Source organism: Micavibrio sp. TMED2 (genome assembly GCA_002168225.1).
Lineage (GTDB): Bacteria > Pseudomonadota > Alphaproteobacteria > TMED2 > TMED2 > TMED2.
This window is the reverse complement of the sequence record NHBH01000001.1, coordinates 1,568,219-1,586,485: the sequence shown is the minus strand read 5'-3', so window position 1 is coordinate 1,586,485 and position 18,267 is coordinate 1,568,219. Positions and strand designations below refer to the sequence as shown.

Here is an 18,267-nt window from a genome sequence, read left to right as displayed (position 1 = left end):
TTTTACGCGCCGGGGCGTTTGGCCGGAGCGGGTGCCGCTTCCGGCTGACGCTTTTTCATGGCAGTCGGCAGGAACTCACCGGCCCATTTGTGCAGGCTGGTCAGCGCATCGGCGGGATTGGTGAAATCAACCGGACCTGAAATGGTCCGCTCATTGGTGCGGCCAAAACCCTGCTGTCTGCGTGCCGGACGCTTGTAAGCCGAAAGCTGCACGACATTATCCGCCGCCGCAACCGGCTCATCATTTGAAGCAGCCCCCATTATACCGAGACCTATCCGTGCTGGCAGCGTCGCCATATCAATCATGGTACCGGCAAGCTGGGCATTGGATTCCGCAATGCTTTGCGCGGCTTTTCTTACCTTGGGATCAAGCCCCAGCTCCATGACCACCGCCGGTTTTGCATCCCGCACGCCCTCACGGGAGGAGTGGGTGACGATCAGCCCGCCATCGGGATTGAACTGCATGTTGAAATCGAAACCGCGTTTGCCGTTGCCGATGCTCAACTGGATGATGTGCAGATCCTTGTCTGCTGCCGAATAACCGCGCACGGCGACTTCCTGCCCGGCGATCAGACCGCGGGCCTCAATCGCCTCGACGGCATCGGCAAGTTCAGGAGATTTTGAACGCAAGACTGCGCTGGGGGATTGACGGATCATGGTATTTACGCCTTCCATGGCTGCGTCTGAACAGGCCGATCACCGCCCTGCATTTTAGTATCCATCGCAACCCATCACGCCGCGTTGAAAGCACCAATCAATGATTGAGAATAATCTTACAAAGCTGGGACTAAAACTTCCCGAAGCCGCCGCCCCAGCCGCCAATTATGTTCCATCCGTTATCCAGAACGGCCTGCTGTTCATCTCCGGCCAACTGCCACTGGCCGAGGGCAAACTGGTACAGACCGGCAAGCTCGGCGATGAGGTCAGCGTTGAACAGGGTCAGGAAGCCGCCCGCCATTGCGCCCTCAACATTCTGGCCCAGACCAACCGCGCGCTTGATGGCGACTGGTCGAAATTCGACCGTCTGGTCAAACTGACCAGCTTCGTCAACTCCACCGCCGATTTCGCCGAACACCACCTGGTGACCAATGGCGCATCCGATCTGCTGGTTGAGGTATTGGGCGATGCGGGCCGTCACAGCCGGTCGGCTGTTGGCATTGCCAATCTGCCGCTCAATGCCAGCGTCGAGATTGAAGCAATCATTGCGCTCAAATCCTGAGCCGCCCCGCCCTCTTGATCTCACTGTTGTTTGATGTGCCGGGCCATTTGTCCCCTTGCATTGGGGCGCGGATGGCCGACATGATTGTATGTCCGCACCCAGCACATCATGAATTTCATGCCTGACAGCAGTGATACCCCACTCGATTCCGCACCGCCGGAAACCAATGATCTGATCATCGAGGCCGTCCACAGCCTCGATGACATTGATCGTGAAGTCTGGGATGCCTGTGCCGGAACCGACAATCCGTTTGTCTGCTACGACTTCCTTCATGCGCTTGAGGCGAGCGGCTCCGCAACGCCGGAAACCGGCTGGCTCGGCAGCCATATCATGCTGCGGCGGCAGTCAACCGATCAGGTGCTCGGCGTGGCGCCGCTCTATATCAAGAACCATTCCTATGGCGAATATGTCTTCGACCATGGCTGGGCCCATGCCTTCGAGAGCGCCGGTGGCAACTATTATCCCAAGCTGCTCGGCGGGGTACCGTTTGCACCCGCGACCGGCCCACGCCTGCTGTTGCATCCCGATGCCGATCCGACGCATTGCTATTACCTGATGGCGCGCGGCATCGAACAGGTGGCCGAGCGCTATGACCTGTCCAGCATCCATGTGATCTTTAACACCAGAACGGAATGGAAAGCCCTGCAGGATGCCGGATGGCTGTCGCGTACCGGCTGCCAGTATCACTGGCAGAATGACGGCTATGACAGCTTCGATGATTTTCTGGCCGCCCTCACCTCCCGCAAACGCAAGGCAATCCGCAAGGAACGGGCACAGGTTGAAACCAGCGGCCTGACCATGCGCCGCCTGACCGGTGATGATCTCAAGCCGGAACACTGGGACCGGTTTTTCCAGTTCTACCTCAACACCAGTGACCGCAAATGGGGCAGCGCCTATCTGACCCGCGACTTCTTCCACCGCATCCATGAGACCATGGCCGACCGCATCCTGCTGGTTACAGCCGAGGATGACGGCGAGATCATTGCTGGTGCCTTCAACATGATTGGCAGCGATACGCTCTATGGGCGCAACTGGGGCTGTCTCGACCAGTACAAGTTCCTGCATTTCGAGGCCTGCTACTATCAGGCCATCGACCACGCCATTGAGCATGGCTTGAAAACCGTCGAGGCCGGGGCGCAGGGCGAGCATAAAATCCAGCGCGGCTATCTGCCGACCAAGACCTATTCCTCACATTTCATTTTTCATCCCGGTTTCCGCACCGCGGTTTCGGAGTTCCTCAGTCAGGAACGCGCCGCCATCGATCACCAGATCGCCGCCCTGAAACAGGAAAGCCCGTTCAAACAAAGCGGCGATACCGGTTAGTTTGCCGTGGCAGCCCGGCGCTTGACCAATGCCTGCCAGCGTGCGGCCTTGCGCTTCAGCATCTCGGGATCGAGATCGCCGATATCAATCGCCTTCAGCAACATGGCCTCCAGCCTGTCGCGCTGGGCCGTACGCACGGCCATCAGCATATCTGCCTCTCTGGCGGCAACCAGCACATCATCATAGCGCAGCTGCACCTCGTCGAGGTCGTCGGTGATGATAAGCCCCCTGAAGCCGATATCCTGACGCAGCCAGTCGTAGAACAGCGTGTTGAACACAGCCGGACCATCGCCATAGCCGTCATAGAGGTTATTGCTGATCATGACGATATCATCGGCAGAGAGGAGACCATAATGCAGCGCGATATCCCGCAACTGTCCGTCATAGGTCTCGATATACTGGATCGGTTCCGCACCGGAGATCAGGGCCGGATGGGTATCCAGACGGCGGGCGGCTCCGGTTGAGCCGGGGAAATGTTTGAAGACGGGAACAACCCCGCCTGCCCGCATCGCATCGGCAAACACAGTCGCATATTCAGCCGCCGTCACCATATCCGTCGAGGCGCTGCGCATCACATCGCCGGTGGCCGGTTCCATCACCGGTGCCAGATTGATATCGATACAGTGCTGCCGAAGCTGGCTCGCGACCTCAATGCTGGCCGCGCGGTATCCATCGAAGCCAAGCGCAACAGCATCGGCAGGCGCTACCGGTACCGCCTCTGCCGGATCATGCAGGCGAACCACCGAGCCACCTTCCTGATCAGTCATGAACAGTGCATTCGGTGCCTGCTGTCGGAGCGTACAGGCATAATCGGGGTCGGACTCGAAATGCCGCTGATAGAGCACATAACCGCCATAGGGTTGCTCACGATTATCCCATATCTCGGCATCGGTCGCGATGATGCTGCGGACCAGCGCACGATATTCATGAGCGCCCCTGTCGACCCGCAAAAACCAGGCGGCGGCGATACCGACTGTCAGAAGAAACAGTCCGGCAAGCGCCTTCTCCCCTGCCTTCAACAACTGCCGCCGCATCTCAATCCCCTTGCCATGCCGCCAGCACAGCAGGCGCGCCCAACGACCGGACCGGTCGGCGCGGACCGGGTGCATTGCCATCAATCCGTAAGCCGATCAGGGCAGCCGGGATATCGGCGGATACATCAATCTGGCCGCGCGCCGCGATATGCTCGTGATGCGCAATCTCATGCCAGTCGAGAACCGGCTCGACACAGCAATCTACATTACGGAACACATCGCACCAATGGTCGAGCGACTGTTCGGCAATGACCGCCTGCACATCCCCGATCAGCCCGGTTTGCGGCATCGGCTGTTCATGCTGACGCGCCGCCCATTCGGGATGCTGCAACGTATCGCAGAACAGCTGCCAGAACTTTGCCTCGATCGCGCCGACACTGAGCCAGCGGTCATCGGCAGTACGGTACAGGTGATAACAGGCCGCACCACCGCTGAGCAGCGACTGGCCCCTCTGGATCGGCGCACCACCTGCGGCAGCCGCCAGACCGAATGACTGCCACGACAACGCCGTCTCCATGATGCTCACATCGAGGAAGCAGCCCTCACCCGTCGCCCGTGCGCGCAACAACCCGCCGAGCGCTGACAGCGCCGCCATCATACCGCTCGCCATATCGCCGGTCGGCGGGAACGGTGCTACCGGTTCGTCAGCCGTACCGGTCGCGGCCAGCCCACCGGCAAGCGCCAGATAGTTGATGTCATGCCCGGCACGCAAGGCATAGGGGCCCGTCTGCCCCCAACCGGACAAAGCCACATGCACCAGCCGGCTATTCATGCCCCGCAGTTCGTCAGGCGAGAAGCCGAGCCGGGCCATCACACCGGGCCGGAAACTCTCCAGCAGGATATCGGCGCGTGCCACAAGGTCGCGCAGAACCGCCCGGTCTGCTTCTTCTTTCAGATTGAGATTGATGACGGCCTTGCCGGCATTGATCGCCCGATAGACCGGACTGACCTTATCGCTGTCTGCCGGTTGATCCAGAAACCGCATGGGATCACCGGCGGGTGGCTCGACCTTCACCACCTCTGCCCCCATATCGGCGAGCAACTGGGTGGCATAGGGACCGGGTAGATACTGGCTCAAATCCAGTACCCGCACACCAGCCAACAGCGCTGTTGTCTGATCCGTCATGATCACCAGACCTCTGAAGACAAAAAGACCGGCAGAAATATCTGCCGGTCTTCTGATACTGCCTTTGATGGCTAAAGGTTAAGAGATTTCCTCAAGCGGCTTGCCGTCACCGGATTTCGGCGATGACTTCTTCTTGGTCGTGCGCTTTTTAGTTGTCTTCTTGCTCGAACTGCTGGCCGCGGATTTGACTTCCTCGAAGCTGAACACCAGCTTGTCGTCCTTCAGATCCACATGAACGATACCACCCTTGGTCAGATCACCGAACAGCAGCTCCTCGGCCAATGGCTTTTTGAGCTCGTCCTGAATGACCCGTCCCAGAGGCCGTGCGCCCATGACCGGATCATAGCCCTTCTTGGCAATCCAGCCGCGAGCCGGGTTGGACAGCTCGATGGTCACACCGCGATCGGCCAGTTGCGCCTCCAGCTGGATGACGAACTTCTCGACCACTTTGTCGATGGTGTCTTCCGCCAGTGCGGCGAACGGGATAATGGCGTCGAGACGGTTGCGGAACTCCGGCGTAAACATCCGGTTGATCGCTTCCATATCCTCGCCGGTACGCACAGATGACCCGAAGCCTATTGCCGGTTTGGCCTGTTCGGCAGCGCCCGCATTCGTCGTCATGATGATGATGACATTGCGGAAATCCACTGTCTTGCCGTTATGGTCGGTCAGCTTCCCGTAATCCATGATCTGCAGCATGATGTTGTACAGATCCGGATGCGCCTTCTCGATCTCGTCGAGCAGCAACACGCAATGCGGGTTCTGATCAACCGCATCGGTAAGCATACCGCCCTGATCGAAACCGACATAACCCGGCGGCGCACCGATCAGACGGGAGACGCTGTGACGCTCCATATATTCCGACATGTCGAAACGGGTCAGTTCGATGCCGAGATTCATCGCCAGTTGCTTGGCGACCTCGGTTTTACCGACACCGGTCGGACCGGAGAACAGGTAGTTGCCGATCGGCTTCTCGGGATCGCGCAGGCCCGCACGGGCGAGCTTGATCGCACTGGTCAGCGCCTCGATGGCACTGTCCTGACCGAAGACCATGGTCTTGAGGTTCTTCTCAAGCGACTTCAGCACTTCCTTGTCATCGCGGCTGACGCTCTTCGGCGGGATACGCGCGATCTGTGCGACAACAGCCTCGATATCCTTGACGGAAATCTGCTTCTTGCGCTTGCTCGGCGGTACCAGCATCTGCGCTGCCCCGACCTCATCGATCACGTCAATCGCCTTGTCCGGCAGCTTGCGGTCACCGATATAGCGGGCCGACAGGTCAACCGCAGTACGGATCGCATCGGCAGTGTATTTTACACCGTGATGCTCCTCGTAATAGGGCTTGAGGCCCATGAGGATTTTCACCGCATCTTCCAGCGATGGTTCCTTCACATCGATCTTTTGGAACCGGCGTACCAGCGCCCGATCCTTCTCGAAGTGATTGCGGTATTCCTTGTAGGTGGTAGACCCGATGCAGCGCAATTCACCGCTGGCCAATGCCGGCTTCAGCAGGTTCGACGCATCCATGGCCCCACCGGAGGTGGCACCGGCACCGATCACCGTATGAATCTCATCGATGAACAGCACGGCCTGATCAATCTGTTCCAGTTCGGAGACAACCGATTTCAGGCGTTCCTCGAAGTCACCGCGATACCGGGTACCGGCAAGCAACGCGCCCATATCGAGCGAGAAGATGGTGGCTTCACGCAGCACCTCGGGCACATCGCCCTTGACGATACGCCGGGCGAGACCTTCCGCAATGGCGGTTTTACCCACGCCGGGATCACCGACATAAAGCGGGTTGTTCTTGGAGCGACGGCACAGGATCTGGATCGTACGCTCGACCTCATGCTCACGACCGATCAGCGGATCGATCTTGCCGCTCGCGGCCTTCTCGTTGAGGTTGACGCAATAGGCATCAAGCGCCTCGCGGCCCTTCTTGACCACCTTCTCGCCGGTAGCTTCCTCATCGGCACCGCTTGGCGCGCTGCGCTTGGCATCGCCCTTGCCCGGCACCTTGGCGATACCGTGCGAGATATAATTGACCGCATCGAAACGGGTCATGTCCTGTTCCTGCAGGAAGTAGACTGCATGGCTCTCCCGTTCGGAGAACAGGGCGACCAGCACATTGGCACCGGTTACCTCTTCCCGGCCGGAAGACTGGACATGAATGGCTGCCCGCTGCAGCACACGCTGGAAACCGGCGGTGGGTTTTGCATCCTCAGGCGTCGAGACCACGAGGTTGGACAATTCATTGTCCAGATAATCGACAACCTCGCCGCGGATTTTGTCGAGATCGACATTGCAGGCGCGCATAACCGCAACGGCGTCCTGATCATCTGTCAGGGACAGGAGCAAATGCTCAAGCGTCGCATATTCATGACTGCGCTCATTCGCGAACCCGAGTGCCCGATGTAGCGTCTGTTCTAAATTACGCGATAACATCCAGTGGCCATCCTTTCGTTGCGGCGATCATTCCTTCTCCAGCGTACATTGCAGCGGATGCTGATGCTGCCGGGCGAAGTCCATAACTTGCTGAACCTTGGTCTCGGCGATTTCATAGGTGAAAACGCCACAAACCCCGACCCCACGCTTATGCACATGCAGCATGATGCGTGTTGATTCCTCGCGGGTCTTGTTGAAAAAACGTTCCAGAACGTGGACCACAAATTCCATCGGTGTGTAGTCGTCGTTCAGCATGAGTACGCGATAGAGCGATGGCTTTTTTGTCTGGACCTTCGGCTTAACGACGACGCCGGTACCGGTACCACCGTCATTGTCGTTATCGTCCTCCTGCCCTGCTGATCTGATATCTTCCATCATTCCCGAAGCCGCTGACCCTTTAATCTATCCGGCATTATCCTGATCGGTATGCCCCGCGATATGGTCAGCTTCGGCTCTTGCAATGTCAGGAAACCCGAGGCCGACCACCTCTGCCAGTACTCAGTATATGATATGAGAAGCGAACTCCGTATTCAAAGAGCTATCCCGTTAAAAATAAAAAAACCTGCAAAAATATGCATAAGCCCGGCATTTGTCGCCGATCGTTCTAACCGCAAATAAATAGCGCCCCGGTTTTGGCAACCGAGGCGCTATGATTCGCCGACCGATTATCGATGTCGATATCAGTCAGATATGTCGTTTACGACCGCTTATGCAGAAGCGCTGAAGCGTGAAGCAACTTCGTTCATGCGGCTGGTCAGAGGTTCAGCAGCGTCGTTGGCAACTTTCACAGACAGTTCGGAAAGTTTGGTGCCTTCAGCAACGAACTGGTCAAAGCTCTTTTTGACGAGGTCGTTCTGCATGTCAGTGACTTCCTTGAGGGTCTTGGCTTTCAGCATAGCTTGGCTGACAGCAACAGACTGCTCGACAGAATTCTGAGCCAGATCGAAGAATGCGCGGGTCAGGTCTTCCATGCCTTTGGTGAGGATTTTGGAAGATTGAACCATGGCGTCGACATTGTCTTTGCCCATGCTTTGGAAGTCTTCGAGGTTACCCATAACAGAAGCGTTCATAACTGGTAGTCCTTTCAAGGTAGCAAATGGATTGGTGGCAGATTTTTTGGCTGACACACTTGGTTTGGAGACTGGTTTGGTTGCCTTTGCCTTGGTCACGCGTGACTTGGCAGGAGCAGCCTTTTTCTTTGGCGCAGCTTTTTTGGCTGCAGCCGGTTTAGCGGCCGCTTTCGCAGCAGGCTTGGCTTTTGGTTTGGCCGGTGCCTTTGCCTTTGGTGCCGCTTTAGGTGCAGCCTTGGCAGCCGGAGCCGCTGGCGCGGTCTCTGCTGCGGTTTTGGCAGCAGCGGCCTGGCTGGCAGCGGCGCGGCGCACGCTGGCCGGGCTGTCGGTGGTGGCGGTTGCCGATTTTTTCTCAGCTGGCTTGGCAGCTGGTGCCGCAGCCTTTGCCGGTGCGTCGGCAGCTGGCTTCTCTGCAGATGCCGCTGGTTTTTCTTGTGCTTGTTCGCTCATGTCAGAAGCCTCAATTACTCGTCCCTAATTGATGCGTTGCCGGGCCAAAATGCTTTTTGTGCACCGCAACACGCCAATGGGATATGGGATGATATGGGAACATGTCAACCGTTTTTGTGCAGCGCAACATACGCCCACATACAAACAATTAAATTTCAAATTAAATTTTAACCGGATTTAAGCCAGACTGTGACAATTCTGAATCCGCATTTTCCTTTGTAAGGCTAGGGTTTTAAAGGGTTGGACAAAGCAAAAATTCACACATAACCTTTAGGTCACCTAGAGCTGTAGATCGGAAAGCCCCCCTTATGAATCTATCTGCTAAAACAACCATGCGAGTGAAATCTCGCCATATGGGCCGCAAAGTCGGCATTGTTTTGATGGCAGTCACTGCCCTGGCAATTATCACTGCTGCATCGCCGAAACCCGCGCATGCCAACCCCAAATACGGCTCAATCGTTGTTGATGCCTATACCGGGGAAGTGCTGTCGGAAGATATGGCGGACAAGCAGCTCTATCCTGCCTCCCTGACCAAGATCATGACCCTGTTCATGGTATTCGAGGCACTGGAACGCAAAGAGATTAAACTCGACGATCAGTTGAAAGTTTCCAAACGCGCTGCCGGTATGCCGCCATCGAAGCTGGGTCTGCCGGTCGGCTCCACCATCAAGATGGAAGATGCCATTCTGGCGCTGGTGACCAAGTCGGCGAATGATGTTGCGGTAGTGATCGGTGAGGCAATCGCCGGTTCGGAAATCCAGTTTGCGCGCAAGATGACCGACCGTGCCCGCCAGCTCGGCATGAGCCGCACCACCTTCCGTAATGCAAGTGGCCTGCCCAATCGCTATCAGCGCTCGACCGCACGCGATATGGCCACCCTCGCCCGGGTCATGATCTCGCGCTTCCCGGATTACTACACCTATTTCAGCACCCGCAGCTTCGCCTACAAGGGCCGCAGCTATCGCAACCATAACAAGCTGCTGGGCCACTATGACGGCGTGGACGGCATCAAGACCGGCTACATCAATGCCTCCGGTTTCAATCTCGTGGCCTCGGCCCAGCGTGATGGCCGCCGGATCATCGGTGTTGTCTTCGGTGGCCGCACCTCGGCACGACGCAACAATCACATGGTTAAACTGCTGGATCGCGGCTTTGAAACAGCCAATTCCCGCAGTCTGGTACTGGCCGGCACGCCACCGATCCCGACCCGTCGTCCGGGTGCAAATGCCACCGAGGTTGCTGTTGCTGAAAACCGGGTGCTGCAGGTTGCCATGACCGACAAGCCAACCTTCCTCAAAGCTGACACCCAGGCGGTTGCTGCCCTGCCGGTTACCATTGCCGCCAACCAGCCACAGCCTGATGTGATGCCGGAAGACATGCTCAATGTCCCGGCAATTCCATCAGCCAAACCTGACATTGCCGCCCCGGCACCAAAACTGGTTATCGCCGGCCTCGGCCCGGTCTCACCATCGGTTGAAGACTTCGATATCGAGGATGAGCATGGTCAGGGCGACCGCGAACTGGGTGCCATTGATCTGGAAGACCTGCCTGCGGATAGTCTTGACGGTGACAGCGCCTCGATCGCCAGCCTGCTTGGCGGCTGGAGCATTCAGGTCGGAGCCTTCCGCAGTGAGGATCGCACCAGCGTTGCCATCTCAAATGCGGTTTCTGCTGCACCGGAACTGTTGAGCTGGGCCGAGCCACGGGTCAAGCCGCTGGTCACCGGTCGTGGCACCCTGTATCGGGCCCGCCTCGCCGGTCTTGATGAGACAACCGCACGCGATGCCTGCCGCAAGCTGGAGCGTAGCGGCATCGGCTGCCTCGCGATCCAGAACACCGCTTCACAATAATGTCGGCAAAACTGCCAGCCAAACGCCCGCTACTATTGGGCCTGTTGCTGGCCATGATCACAGCCTCGCCCGCACATGCCGGCGAGGCTGATGTCATTGGGGCAGAGATCAAACAGACCGGTCTCGATAGCTATCAGGTATCAGCGACAATCCAGCATGCGGACACCGGCTGGGATCACTATGCGGACGGGTTCGAGATCGTGTCACCGGATGGCACGGTTCTGGCCACACGGGAATTGCTGCATCCGCATGTTGAGGAACAACCCTTCACCCGCAGTGCCACCAGCGTACTCATCCCGCCGGGCATAGATACGGTAACGATCCGTGCTCATGACAAGGTGCATGGCTATGGCGGGACCACTGTGGAACTGGCAGTCCCCCGCTGACCTGCACAGGCACGCAGTAATCAGAAATCGGCAGGTGCTTCGATACCGCTCTCGGCCAGTTGGTCGCGGACCATCTTCTTGAGGCGCTCCAGCCCCTCTTCGGTCGTGGATTCCGCACGAGCAACCAGCACATCCTGCGTGTTCGATGCACGCAGCAGCCACCAGCCGTCAGAGGTATTCACCCGTACACCGTCCATATCGTTCACCTCAAGGCCATCGACTGCGGCGAGGCGTTTCTGGACCTCGGTGATGGCCGGAAACTTTCTGGACTCATCGACCTGAAAACGGGTCTCGGGTGTCGCATGGGTTGCGGGCAGATGGGCGGTCAGCGCCGAGGCCGGTTTACCGGACCGTGAGGCGATAGAGATCAGCTTGATCGCGCAATAGACCGCATCATCAAAGCCGTAATTGTCGCGGAAGAAGATATGGCCGCTCATCTCACCGGCGAGCGGGGCATCGAGCTCCTTCATCTTGTCCTTGATCAGGCTGTGCCCGGTCTTCCACATCACCGGCTTGCCGCCGAGGCGGGCAATCTCGTCAAACAGGGTCTGGCTTGCCTTCACATCAGCGATCACCGTACCACCCGGATGCTGGGCCAGAATGTCGGTTGCATAGATCGCAATCAGATGGTCACCGAACAGGATTTCGCCCTTTTCATCCACGGCACCGATACGATCACCGTCACCGTCAAAGGCAACGCCGAGATCGGCACCATGCTTGGCGACCGCCTGCTGCAGATCGACCAGATTTTTCGGTACAGTCGGGTCGGGATGGTGGTTCGGGAAGTTACCGTCCACATCCTCAAACAGCGTAATATGCTCACCCGGCAGCCCGGCGAGAGTTTCCTTCGCCACGGCACCGGCAGCACCATTCCCGAAGTCCCAGACCACCTTCAGCGGATTGGGAATATCGGCAATCGACATCAGCTTCTCGACATAGGCCGCCTTGACATCAACCTTCTCGGCATCGCCCATGCCATTGGCGAAGCGTCCTTCTGCTGCGCGTTTGCCAAGCGCCTGAATGGCATCACCGAACAGCGGCCCGCCAGTGGTCAGCATCTTGAAGCCGTTATACTCCGGCGGGTTGTGCGAACCGGTAACCATGATGCCACCGGCAGCGCCCATATGCTTGACCGAGAAATACAGCATCGGCGTCGGGCCCATGCCGACCCGGTTTACCCGCATGCCGGTGGAAACCAGCCCCTCGACAATCCCTTCCTCAAGATCGGGAGAGCTGATCCGGCCATCATAACCGACACAGACCTCGTGATTGTCCCCCTGCTCGGCGATCATGCTGCCGAAGGCACGGCCAAGGGCACGGGCGTCCTCAACGGTCAGCGTATCACCGACGATGCCACGGATATCGTATTCACGCAGAACGGTGGGGTCGAATTTATGGGTATCGGTCATGAGGAAATCATCCAGTCTTTTTAGTATTCAAAATCAGGTATTGGCCACCAGCGTAACACCGGCTTCCCTGGTCGGTGGAATTGTGGGTCGGCCAATGGAGAGATAGGTAAAGCCCGCCTCGGCCATATCGTCCGGCTTGTAGATATTGCGCAGGTCAACAACCAGCGGCTCGCTCAACAGTTCCCGCACCCGGTCAATCTGCAGGGCACGGAACTCATTCCATTCGGTGATGATGACGAGGCAATCGGCATCGGTCATGGCATCATAGGCATCGCGGCACCAGGCTACATCAGGCAATAGCTTTTCAGCCTCCTTCATCCCGACCGGATCAAAGGCGCGGATGGTGCAACCTGCCCGTTGCAGTGCCGGGATGATGTCGAGACTGGGTGCATCGCGCATATCATCGGTATTCGGCTTGAAGGTAACGCCGAGCACGGCAACGGTTGCGCCCTTCGCCTTGCTGCCCAGCGCCTTCAGGACGCGGTCAGCCATGGCGGCCTTGCGGCTGTTATTGACCTCGACCACTGCCTCGACGATACGGGACGGCGCGTCATAATCCGCTGCGGTCTTGCACAACGCCAGCGTATCCTTGGGGAAGCATGAGCCACCATAGCCGGGGCCAGCATTCAGGAACTTGCGCCCGATCCGGCCATCGAGACCAATCCCGCGCGCCACATCCTGTACATTGCCGCCGACCTTCTCGCACAGATCAGCCATCTCGTTGATGAAGGTGATCTTGGTCGCCAGAAAGGCATTGGCGGCATATTTGGTCAGCTCCGCCGTTTCCAGCGTCGTGTTCAGGATCGGCGTTTCATTGAGGAACAGTGGACGATACAGCGCGGTCATGACCTCAAGCGCACGTTCGGAATTACAGCCGATAACCACCCGGTCAGGACGCATGAAATCATTGATCGCCGACCCTTCACGCAGGAATTCCGGGTTCGAGCAGACATCGAACTCAACATGCGGATTGGCCTCGGCGACAATGCGGGCGACCTCACGGCTGGTGCCGACCGGAACTGTAGATTTGGTGACAATAACCGTATAGCCGGTTGCTGCCATGGCGATCTGCCGGGCCGCATCATAGACATATGTCAAATCTGCATGGCCATCGCCGCGACGGGTTGGGGTGCCGACCGCGATAAACACCGCATCGGCCTCGGCAACCGCCTGCGCAAGATCGGTGGTAAAGCTGAGGCGCCCGGCGGCGGCATTGCCATTGACCAGCGTGTCGAGGCCCGGCTCGTAAATCGGGATCACGCCGCGCTTCAACTCATCGATTTTGTTGGCATCGAGATCGACACAAACCGTCTCGTGACCAAATTCGGAAAAGCAGGCCCCCGATACCAAGCCGACATAGCCCGTACCAACCATCGCTATACGCATGTTACTTCCCTGCCCCGTCGGGTTCGCCCGTTACCGGACGACAGATAAATGGATCAGACCAGATCTTTTACCATGTTGCGCACATCATCGGCGACGTCTTCGCGCGCCATGGCAAAGGCGACATTGGCCGCCACGAAGCCAGCCTTGTTGCCGCAGTCATAGCGTGTACCATCAAAGCGGAAACCATGGAACGGCATCGGGCCGATCATCTTGGCAATCGCATCGGTCAGCTGGATTTCGCCACCGGCACCGGTCTCACGCTTGTCCAGAATGTCGAAAATCTCGGGCTGCAGGATATAGCGCCCGATGATCGACAGGTTTGAGGGCGCATCCTCGGCATTCGGCTTCTCAACCAGCCCCTTGGCACTGGCGATCTTGCCATCATCCTGATCCACATCGAGGATGCCGTAGCGATGGACCTGTTCCATCGGCACTTCCTCAACCGCAACCATATTGCCGCCGACCTTGCTGTAGGCATCAACCATCTGTTTCAGCGCCGGGGTTTTGGACAGGATCACATCGTCAGGCAGGATAACCGCGAATGGCTCATTGCCGATAAAGTCACGGGCGCACCAGACAGCATGGCCGAGGCCGAGCGGCGTGTGCTGGCGCATGATCGCGAGGTCACCGGCGGCGATCTCGGTCGCCTTGGCACTGGCGAGTTCGGCTTCCTTGCCGCGGCGCTCAAGCGTTTCGTAGAGTTCGTAATGGCTGTCGAAATGGTCCTCAATCAGGGTTTTGCCCTGACTGGTAACAAAGGCGAAGCTCTCGACCCCGGCGGCACGGGCTTCTTCAACCGCGTACTGGATCAGGGGCTTATCAACCAGCGTCAGCATCTCTTTCGGCATGACCTTGGTTGCAGGCAGGAAACGGGAGCCGAGACCGGCTACCGGGAAAACAGCTTTACGTACTTGACGTGTCATGAACTCAATTTTTTATCTGTGAATATCGGTGACAGGAAGTGTCACCGAGAGAAAACGCACCAACAGTCATAGAGTTCCCGAGCGGGAAGGACAACCATTGGTATCATTTGAACCTATAGTTGGCCGCTGCTCTGGGCGATTTCCGACAGTGGCGGCAGGTTGATCTGGTCGATCAGACTGCGCACTTCCTGACGCGCGGCGATATGGGACATATTGAGGGTAATCTCGCCATCCTCGACCAGATCGAGCAGGGTCAGCCCCTTCAGATACAACTCGCGGAAAATCACCCGCTCACCGAAACCCGGCGCTTGCCGGAAACCGATCCGTTTGCCGAGTTGGGCGAGGATCGCGGCAATGTCGCGCTTGTTGCGGGCGTCAATGTGGCCGAGACGATTGCGCATGACGATCCAGTCAATCGACCCACGATCCCGGATCATCCGCTGCTTGCGGGTTTCCCAGACCAGTTCGCTGTAAACGCTCGGCTTGATAACCGCGAGGGTCTCGGGATCAATGGTGGCCAGCAGATCAAGGTCGATGAAGCTGTCATTCATCGGCGTGATCAGCGTATCGGCATAGCTGTGGCCGAGACGGCTCAGATAATTGTCCGAGCCCGGCGCATCAATCACCAGCACATCCGCTTCCGGTGCCAGCGCCTCAATCGCGGCACCGAGGGCCGCGCGCTCCTCGGCCTCCATCTCCGCCTTGGTTGCAGCATCGGAGCGGAACACGGCCCGGTGGTTCGGACAAGGCAGATCGCTGGAGCGGGCATTACGCCGCTCAAGCCGCCGCTCAAAATAGCGGGTCAGCGTACCCTGACGGGCATCAAGATCGATCGAGCCGACCCGGTAGCCCTCACGCAGCAGGCCGACGATCACATGCATGGCGGTCGTGGACTTGCCGGAACCGCCCTTCTCGTTACCGAAGACAATCACATGGCACCCGGCGATGGCACCGCCACCGCGCTGGGGGTTGGACCGGGGATCGAATGCTGCTGCTACTGACATTGGTTGCTTCATCTTGACGGTATGTTTGTTCAACATGTCCTGCATTATTGCCGCTCAGCTTGGCAAGACTATGGCGTTTTGCCTGTCGAGCCAAATTGCAAATCGGCAGATTTCCGGCGCTGTTTCACGGTAACCGCTGCCCATGATCCGGCAGGTTTCATTGCCCGGCACCACAAAAGCCGATTCGGCAAAAATCGATTCGAGAGACGGAAAACGGCCCCTCACAACGGCACAGAACACCAAATATTGTGGGTGAAGCGGATTTCAACCACAAATTATCCACTGAAAATCTGCGAATCCATGCATTTCATCCTTCCGACTCGGAAACAGGCAATGCTAGATGTGGTGTTAAGCACTCAGGAAGAGCACTATCAGTTGTGAATATTGCCGTTGGGCGGTGACCAGAACTGGTGATCGCACAACATATAGTAAAGAGAACAAGGTGACTGGCATGGGTAATATGCTGACCGCAGACGACATCGACCTGCTCATTAACCAGAGCGTGGCCTCCCTGCCGGGCGAGCCATCGGACCCGATGCGCCTGCAGCAGGAAAGCGCGACCGAATGGCTGATCGATGAGGTCGCCACTGCCCTGTCCATGCGTCAGGCCCCGTCCCTGCGTCGGATCGAGCGGCAGATTGCCACCGAACTGGCCGATGAGGAACTGCCGAAATGGCTGACCCTGTCCCGGATTGTTCTGGTCGTGCGCGACGCCATGCGCCACCCGGCGTTCCAGAAGGCAGTTGATCGCCTGCCCGCTGCCGACCGCTACCGTTTCTATGACGAATGGGCCGATCTGGCTGCCAGCCTGTATCACGACTATCCCGATGACCAGATTGCCGGCAAACCGGCCATGGCTATCAATCTGCTCGCCGGTCAGACCAAATCCCTGCGCAAAGCATTGGCCAATGCCCTCAGCCTTGAGCTGAAAGGCACGCAGAAACGCGGCTGGTGGGGCGGTCTGCGCGCGATTGCCCTGCGCAGCGAACCGAACCGGCCACGCAAACCACAATCCGCCAGTGCCGATCGTGGTGGCAAACAGCGCAATGCCCGCCCGGAATTCGATCCGGAACAGGGCATCAAGCGGCCATCCGGCGCACCGCGCCTGAACGCCAAGCGCAAGCGTCGCAGCACCAATGGTAAGCCACAGCAACCCAAAGTCGCCATGCGTCAGGCTCAGGGCCAGAGCGCACCAGTCAGAAAGGTGCAACCACGGGTAGAGCAGCAGGCAGCGCCCGCCGCTCAACACCAGCGCCCGAGCATGCAGCGCCCTGCGCCACAGCCACAGATCAGCAAGCAGCCGGGCGCTCCACAAACAGCGAAGCCTGCACCAGCACCAGCCATCAACCGCGCACAAGCACCGGTTGCCATGGCCCCGCGTGTGCCGGTTGCCCAACAGATGGCCAAGCCACCGCAGAAAAAGCTCGCGTCCCGTGGGATGCGTGATTTCGAGGCAACCATCGAAGCCCGGTTCGAGGCTCGTGGGCTGGCACCGATCGCCATCACCACCGCTGCCACCGCCGCCATCGTGATGGCGGAGAATGTCCGCGATGGTCGGGCTCCGGAATTCTATGAGGTCGAGTACGAAGTGCTGGCCCGCTCCGGCGAGACCGTTGCCCCCGGCGCTGTCCGCACATGGACCCTGCACGCCTTTATGGAGTGCATGCGCGATGACTGGTTCCGCGACCTGTTCCATGCCCTGCCAAGCCAGGCACGGGCGGAAACCGTTTGGGTCTGGGCCAAGGCAGCTGCCGAATGGTTCGACGTACCGGCCAAGCTGCGTGAATTCTGGGTCCGTGCGCTCTCCGGCGGTGATCCCGTATTGGCCGCTGCTGCCTCACGCGCCTTTGCCGCCAAGACGCCGCAACTGCCGACCCGCCCGACCGCGCCACCATTGCTGCCTACCCCACCGGCTGCCGCCAATTATGCGGTTGCGCCGAAGGCAGTATCCGCACGGGTTGCGCAGTCGCCTCTGCCCGCTTCTGCGGCACAGCTGATCGGCCAGACCATCCACAAGCCAGCGGTTGCGGAAACCGCCACGGCTGTCGGATACGCTGCCGGATACAATGACGGTCATGCTGCCGAGATGGCTGCTGAGGATGATTATCAGGTTGAGGTGCAGTCTCTTGGCCCGGCGCCCCAGCAACAGCAACCACAGCAGGCAACCTATGCGCCATCGCCGACCACCGGCATGACCGCACCGCGTCCGGCCAATCTGATGATGGGCGGCATCAAGCGCAGCGGTGCAACGCCAATGGCTGCACGGCAGCCGATGAAGCCACAAGTTGCTCAGGTACAGGCTAATCAAGTACAGGCCGCACAACCGCACCGCCCGATGGCGGCACGGCCACCGGTGCAGTCTCCTGTCTTTGATCGTCAGACCCCACGCCCGCAACAGATGGCACAGCCGGAACCTGCCATGGCAACCGCCCCTGCAGCCCGTCCACTGTCCAGCCCGATCTCTCGCCCATTGCCAAAGCGTCAGCCGGTCAACAAGGCCGGACAGGGCAGCATGGGGATGGTGCCGATGGGTGCCGCTGACATCTATTACGGCGCATCATCCGATGACAGCCCGATGGTCCCGCGCGACCTGTCGCAAATGGAGACCATCGGCAGCGGCGACTGATCGGCTATACACAGCGC

At 58.6% G+C, this 18,267-nt stretch carries 16 protein-coding genes; 6 read left to right on the top strand and 10 right to left on the bottom strand.

What is annotated here, in order from left to right:
• Nucleotides 1–2 precede the first annotated feature (2 nt).
• On the bottom strand, nt 3–674 hold the full coding sequence (locus tag CBB62_07535; protein OUT42138.1) for a hypothetical protein: 672 nt from the start codon (nt 672–674) through the stop codon (nt 3–5).
• 82 nt (nt 675–756) lie between these two features.
• Between CBB62_07535 and CBB62_07530 the strand changes: the two genes are divergently transcribed.
• Both CBB62_07530 and CBB62_07525 read left to right on the top strand, forming a co-directional pair.
• Nucleotides 757–1,218 (top strand): hypothetical protein, encoded by a 462-nt coding sequence (locus CBB62_07530; GenBank protein ID OUT42137.1) that lies wholly within the window; start codon nt 757–759, stop codon nt 1,216–1,218.
• Between the two features lie 117 nt (nt 1,219–1,335).
• Complete coding sequence (locus CBB62_07525; protein ID OUT42697.1) at nt 1,336–2,541, top strand: GNAT family N-acetyltransferase; 1,206 nt, start codon at nt 1,336–1,338, stop codon at nt 2,539–2,541.
• On the opposite strand, the gene CBB62_07520 is transcribed toward CBB62_07525, so the two are convergent.
• The 5 genes from CBB62_07520 to CBB62_07500 all read right to left on the bottom strand — a co-directional run bounded on the left by CBB62_07520 (nt 2,538) and on the right by CBB62_07500 (nt 8,216).
• Entirely contained in the window at nt 2,538–3,656 is a 1,119-nt protein-coding gene (locus CBB62_07520; GenBank protein ID OUT42136.1) for a hypothetical protein, read from the bottom strand. The genes CBB62_07525 and CBB62_07520 overlap by 4 nt on opposite strands.
• A complete protein-coding gene (locus CBB62_07515; protein OUT42135.1) occupies nt 3,577–4,701 on the bottom strand; it encodes a carnitine dehydratase in 1,125 nt (374 codons plus the stop codon). The genes CBB62_07520 and CBB62_07515 overlap by 80 nt, the downstream gene beginning before the upstream one ends.
• A gap of 78 nt (nt 4,702–4,779) precedes the next feature.
• On the bottom strand, nt 4,780–7,146 hold the full coding sequence (locus CBB62_07510; protein ID OUT42134.1) for an ATP-dependent Clp protease ATP-binding subunit ClpA: 2,367 nt from the start codon (nt 7,144–7,146) through the stop codon (nt 4,780–4,782).
• Between the two features lie 27 nt (nt 7,147–7,173).
• Nucleotides 7,174–7,521 carry an ATP-dependent Clp protease adapter ClpS gene (locus tag CBB62_07505; protein OUT42696.1) on the bottom strand — a complete coding sequence of 116 codons (348 nt, stop codon included), beginning with the start codon at nt 7,519–7,521 and terminating at the stop codon, nt 7,174–7,176.
• Between the two features lie 332 nt (nt 7,522–7,853).
• Nucleotides 7,854–8,216, bottom strand: a complete 363-nt coding sequence (locus CBB62_07500) for a hypothetical protein (GenBank protein OUT42133.1) — start codon at nt 8,214–8,216, stop codon at nt 7,854–7,856.
• A 142-nt stretch (nt 8,217–8,358) separates the two neighbouring features.
• Between CBB62_07500 and CBB62_07495 the strand changes: the two genes are divergently transcribed.
• From CBB62_07495 to CBB62_07485, 3 genes are all read left to right on the top strand, one after another.
• Complete coding sequence (locus CBB62_07495; GenBank protein OUT42695.1) at nt 8,359–8,694, top strand: hypothetical protein; 336 nt, start codon at nt 8,359–8,361, stop codon at nt 8,692–8,694.
• 325 nt (nt 8,695–9,019) lie between these two features.
• Nucleotides 9,020–10,516, top strand: coding sequence for a hypothetical protein (locus tag CBB62_07490; GenBank protein ID OUT42132.1), 1,497 nt, complete (start codon nt 9,020–9,022; stop codon nt 10,514–10,516).
• A 53-nt stretch (nt 10,517–10,569) separates the two neighbouring features.
• Nucleotides 10,570–10,902 (top strand): hypothetical protein, encoded by a 333-nt coding sequence (locus CBB62_07485; protein ID OUT42694.1) that lies wholly within the window; start codon nt 10,570–10,572, stop codon nt 10,900–10,902.
• A 20-nt stretch (nt 10,903–10,922) separates the two neighbouring features.
• On the opposite strand, the gene CBB62_07480 is transcribed toward CBB62_07485, so the two are convergent.
• The 4 genes from CBB62_07480 to CBB62_07465 form a co-directional block, all read right to left on the bottom strand.
• Nucleotides 10,923–12,311 (bottom strand): phosphomannomutase, encoded by a 1,389-nt coding sequence (locus CBB62_07480; GenBank protein ID OUT42131.1) that lies wholly within the window; start codon nt 12,309–12,311, stop codon nt 10,923–10,925.
• Nucleotides 12,312–12,344: 33 nt separating this feature from the next.
• Nucleotides 12,345–13,697, bottom strand: a complete 1,353-nt coding sequence (locus tag CBB62_07475) for a UDP-glucose 6-dehydrogenase (protein OUT42130.1) — start codon at nt 13,695–13,697, stop codon at nt 12,345–12,347.
• Nucleotides 13,698–13,750: 53 nt separating this feature from the next.
• Nucleotides 13,751–14,620, bottom strand: coding sequence for a UTP--glucose-1-phosphate uridylyltransferase (locus tag CBB62_07470; protein OUT42129.1), 870 nt, complete (start codon nt 14,618–14,620; stop codon nt 13,751–13,753).
• Nucleotides 14,621–14,733: 113 nt separating this feature from the next.
• Nucleotides 14,734–15,624 carry an ATPase gene (locus CBB62_07465; protein ID OUT42693.1) on the bottom strand — a complete coding sequence of 297 codons (891 nt, stop codon included), beginning with the start codon at nt 15,622–15,624 and terminating at the stop codon, nt 14,734–14,736.
• 451 nt (nt 15,625–16,075) lie between these two features.
• Here CBB62_07465 and CBB62_07460 point away from each other — a divergent pair, with 451 nt between their 5' ends.
• Nucleotides 16,076–18,250 carry a hypothetical protein gene (locus CBB62_07460; protein OUT42128.1) on the top strand — a complete coding sequence of 725 codons (2,175 nt, stop codon included), beginning with the start codon at nt 16,076–16,078 and terminating at the stop codon, nt 18,248–18,250.
• The last annotated feature ends 17 nt before the right edge of the window (nt 18,251–18,267 follow it).

Bases quoted from the DNA above. Each gene is read 5' to 3' on its own strand.
- CBB62_07535 (OUT42138.1), bottom strand. From the start codon at position 674: ATGGAAGGCGTAAATACCATGATCCGTCAATCCCCCAGCGCAGTCTTG.
- CBB62_07530 (OUT42137.1), top strand. From the start codon at position 757: ATGATTGAGAATAATCTTACAAAGCTGGGACTAAAACTTCCCGAAGCC.
- CBB62_07525 (OUT42697.1), top strand. From the start codon at position 1,336: ATGCCTGACAGCAGTGATACCCCACTCGATTCCGCACCGCCGGAAACC.
- CBB62_07520 (OUT42136.1), bottom strand. From the start codon at position 3,656: ATGGCAATGCACCCGGTCCGCGCCGACCGGTCCGGTCGTTGGGCGCGC.
- CBB62_07515 (OUT42135.1), bottom strand. From the start codon at position 4,701: ATGACGGATCAGACAACAGCGCTGTTGGCTGGTGTGCGGGTACTGGAT.
- CBB62_07510 (OUT42134.1), bottom strand. From the start codon at position 7,146: ATGTTATCGCGTAATTTAGAACAGACGCTACATCGGGCACTCGGGTTC.
- CBB62_07505 (OUT42696.1), bottom strand. From the start codon at position 7,521: ATGGAAGATATCAGATCAGCAGGGCAGGAGGACGATAACGACAATGAC.
- CBB62_07500 (OUT42133.1), bottom strand. From the start codon at position 8,216: ATGAACGCTTCTGTTATGGGTAACCTCGAAGACTTCCAAAGCATGGGC.
- CBB62_07490 (OUT42132.1), top strand. From the start codon at position 9,020: ATGGGCCGCAAAGTCGGCATTGTTTTGATGGCAGTCACTGCCCTGGCA.
- CBB62_07485 (OUT42694.1), top strand. From the start codon at position 10,570: ATGATCACAGCCTCGCCCGCACATGCCGGCGAGGCTGATGTCATTGGG.
- CBB62_07480 (OUT42131.1), bottom strand. From the start codon at position 12,311: ATGACCGATACCCATAAATTCGACCCCACCGTTCTGCGTGAATACGAT.
- CBB62_07475 (OUT42130.1), bottom strand. From the start codon at position 13,697: ATGCGTATAGCGATGGTTGGTACGGGCTATGTCGGCTTGGTATCGGGG.
- CBB62_07470 (OUT42129.1), bottom strand. From the start codon at position 14,620: ATGACACGTCAAGTACGTAAAGCTGTTTTCCCGGTAGCCGGTCTCGGC.
- CBB62_07465 (OUT42693.1), bottom strand. From the start codon at position 15,624: ATGTCAGTAGCAGCAGCATTCGATCCCCGGTCCAACCCCCAGCGCGGT.
- CBB62_07460 (OUT42128.1), top strand. From the start codon at position 16,076: ATGGGTAATATGCTGACCGCAGACGACATCGACCTGCTCATTAACCAG.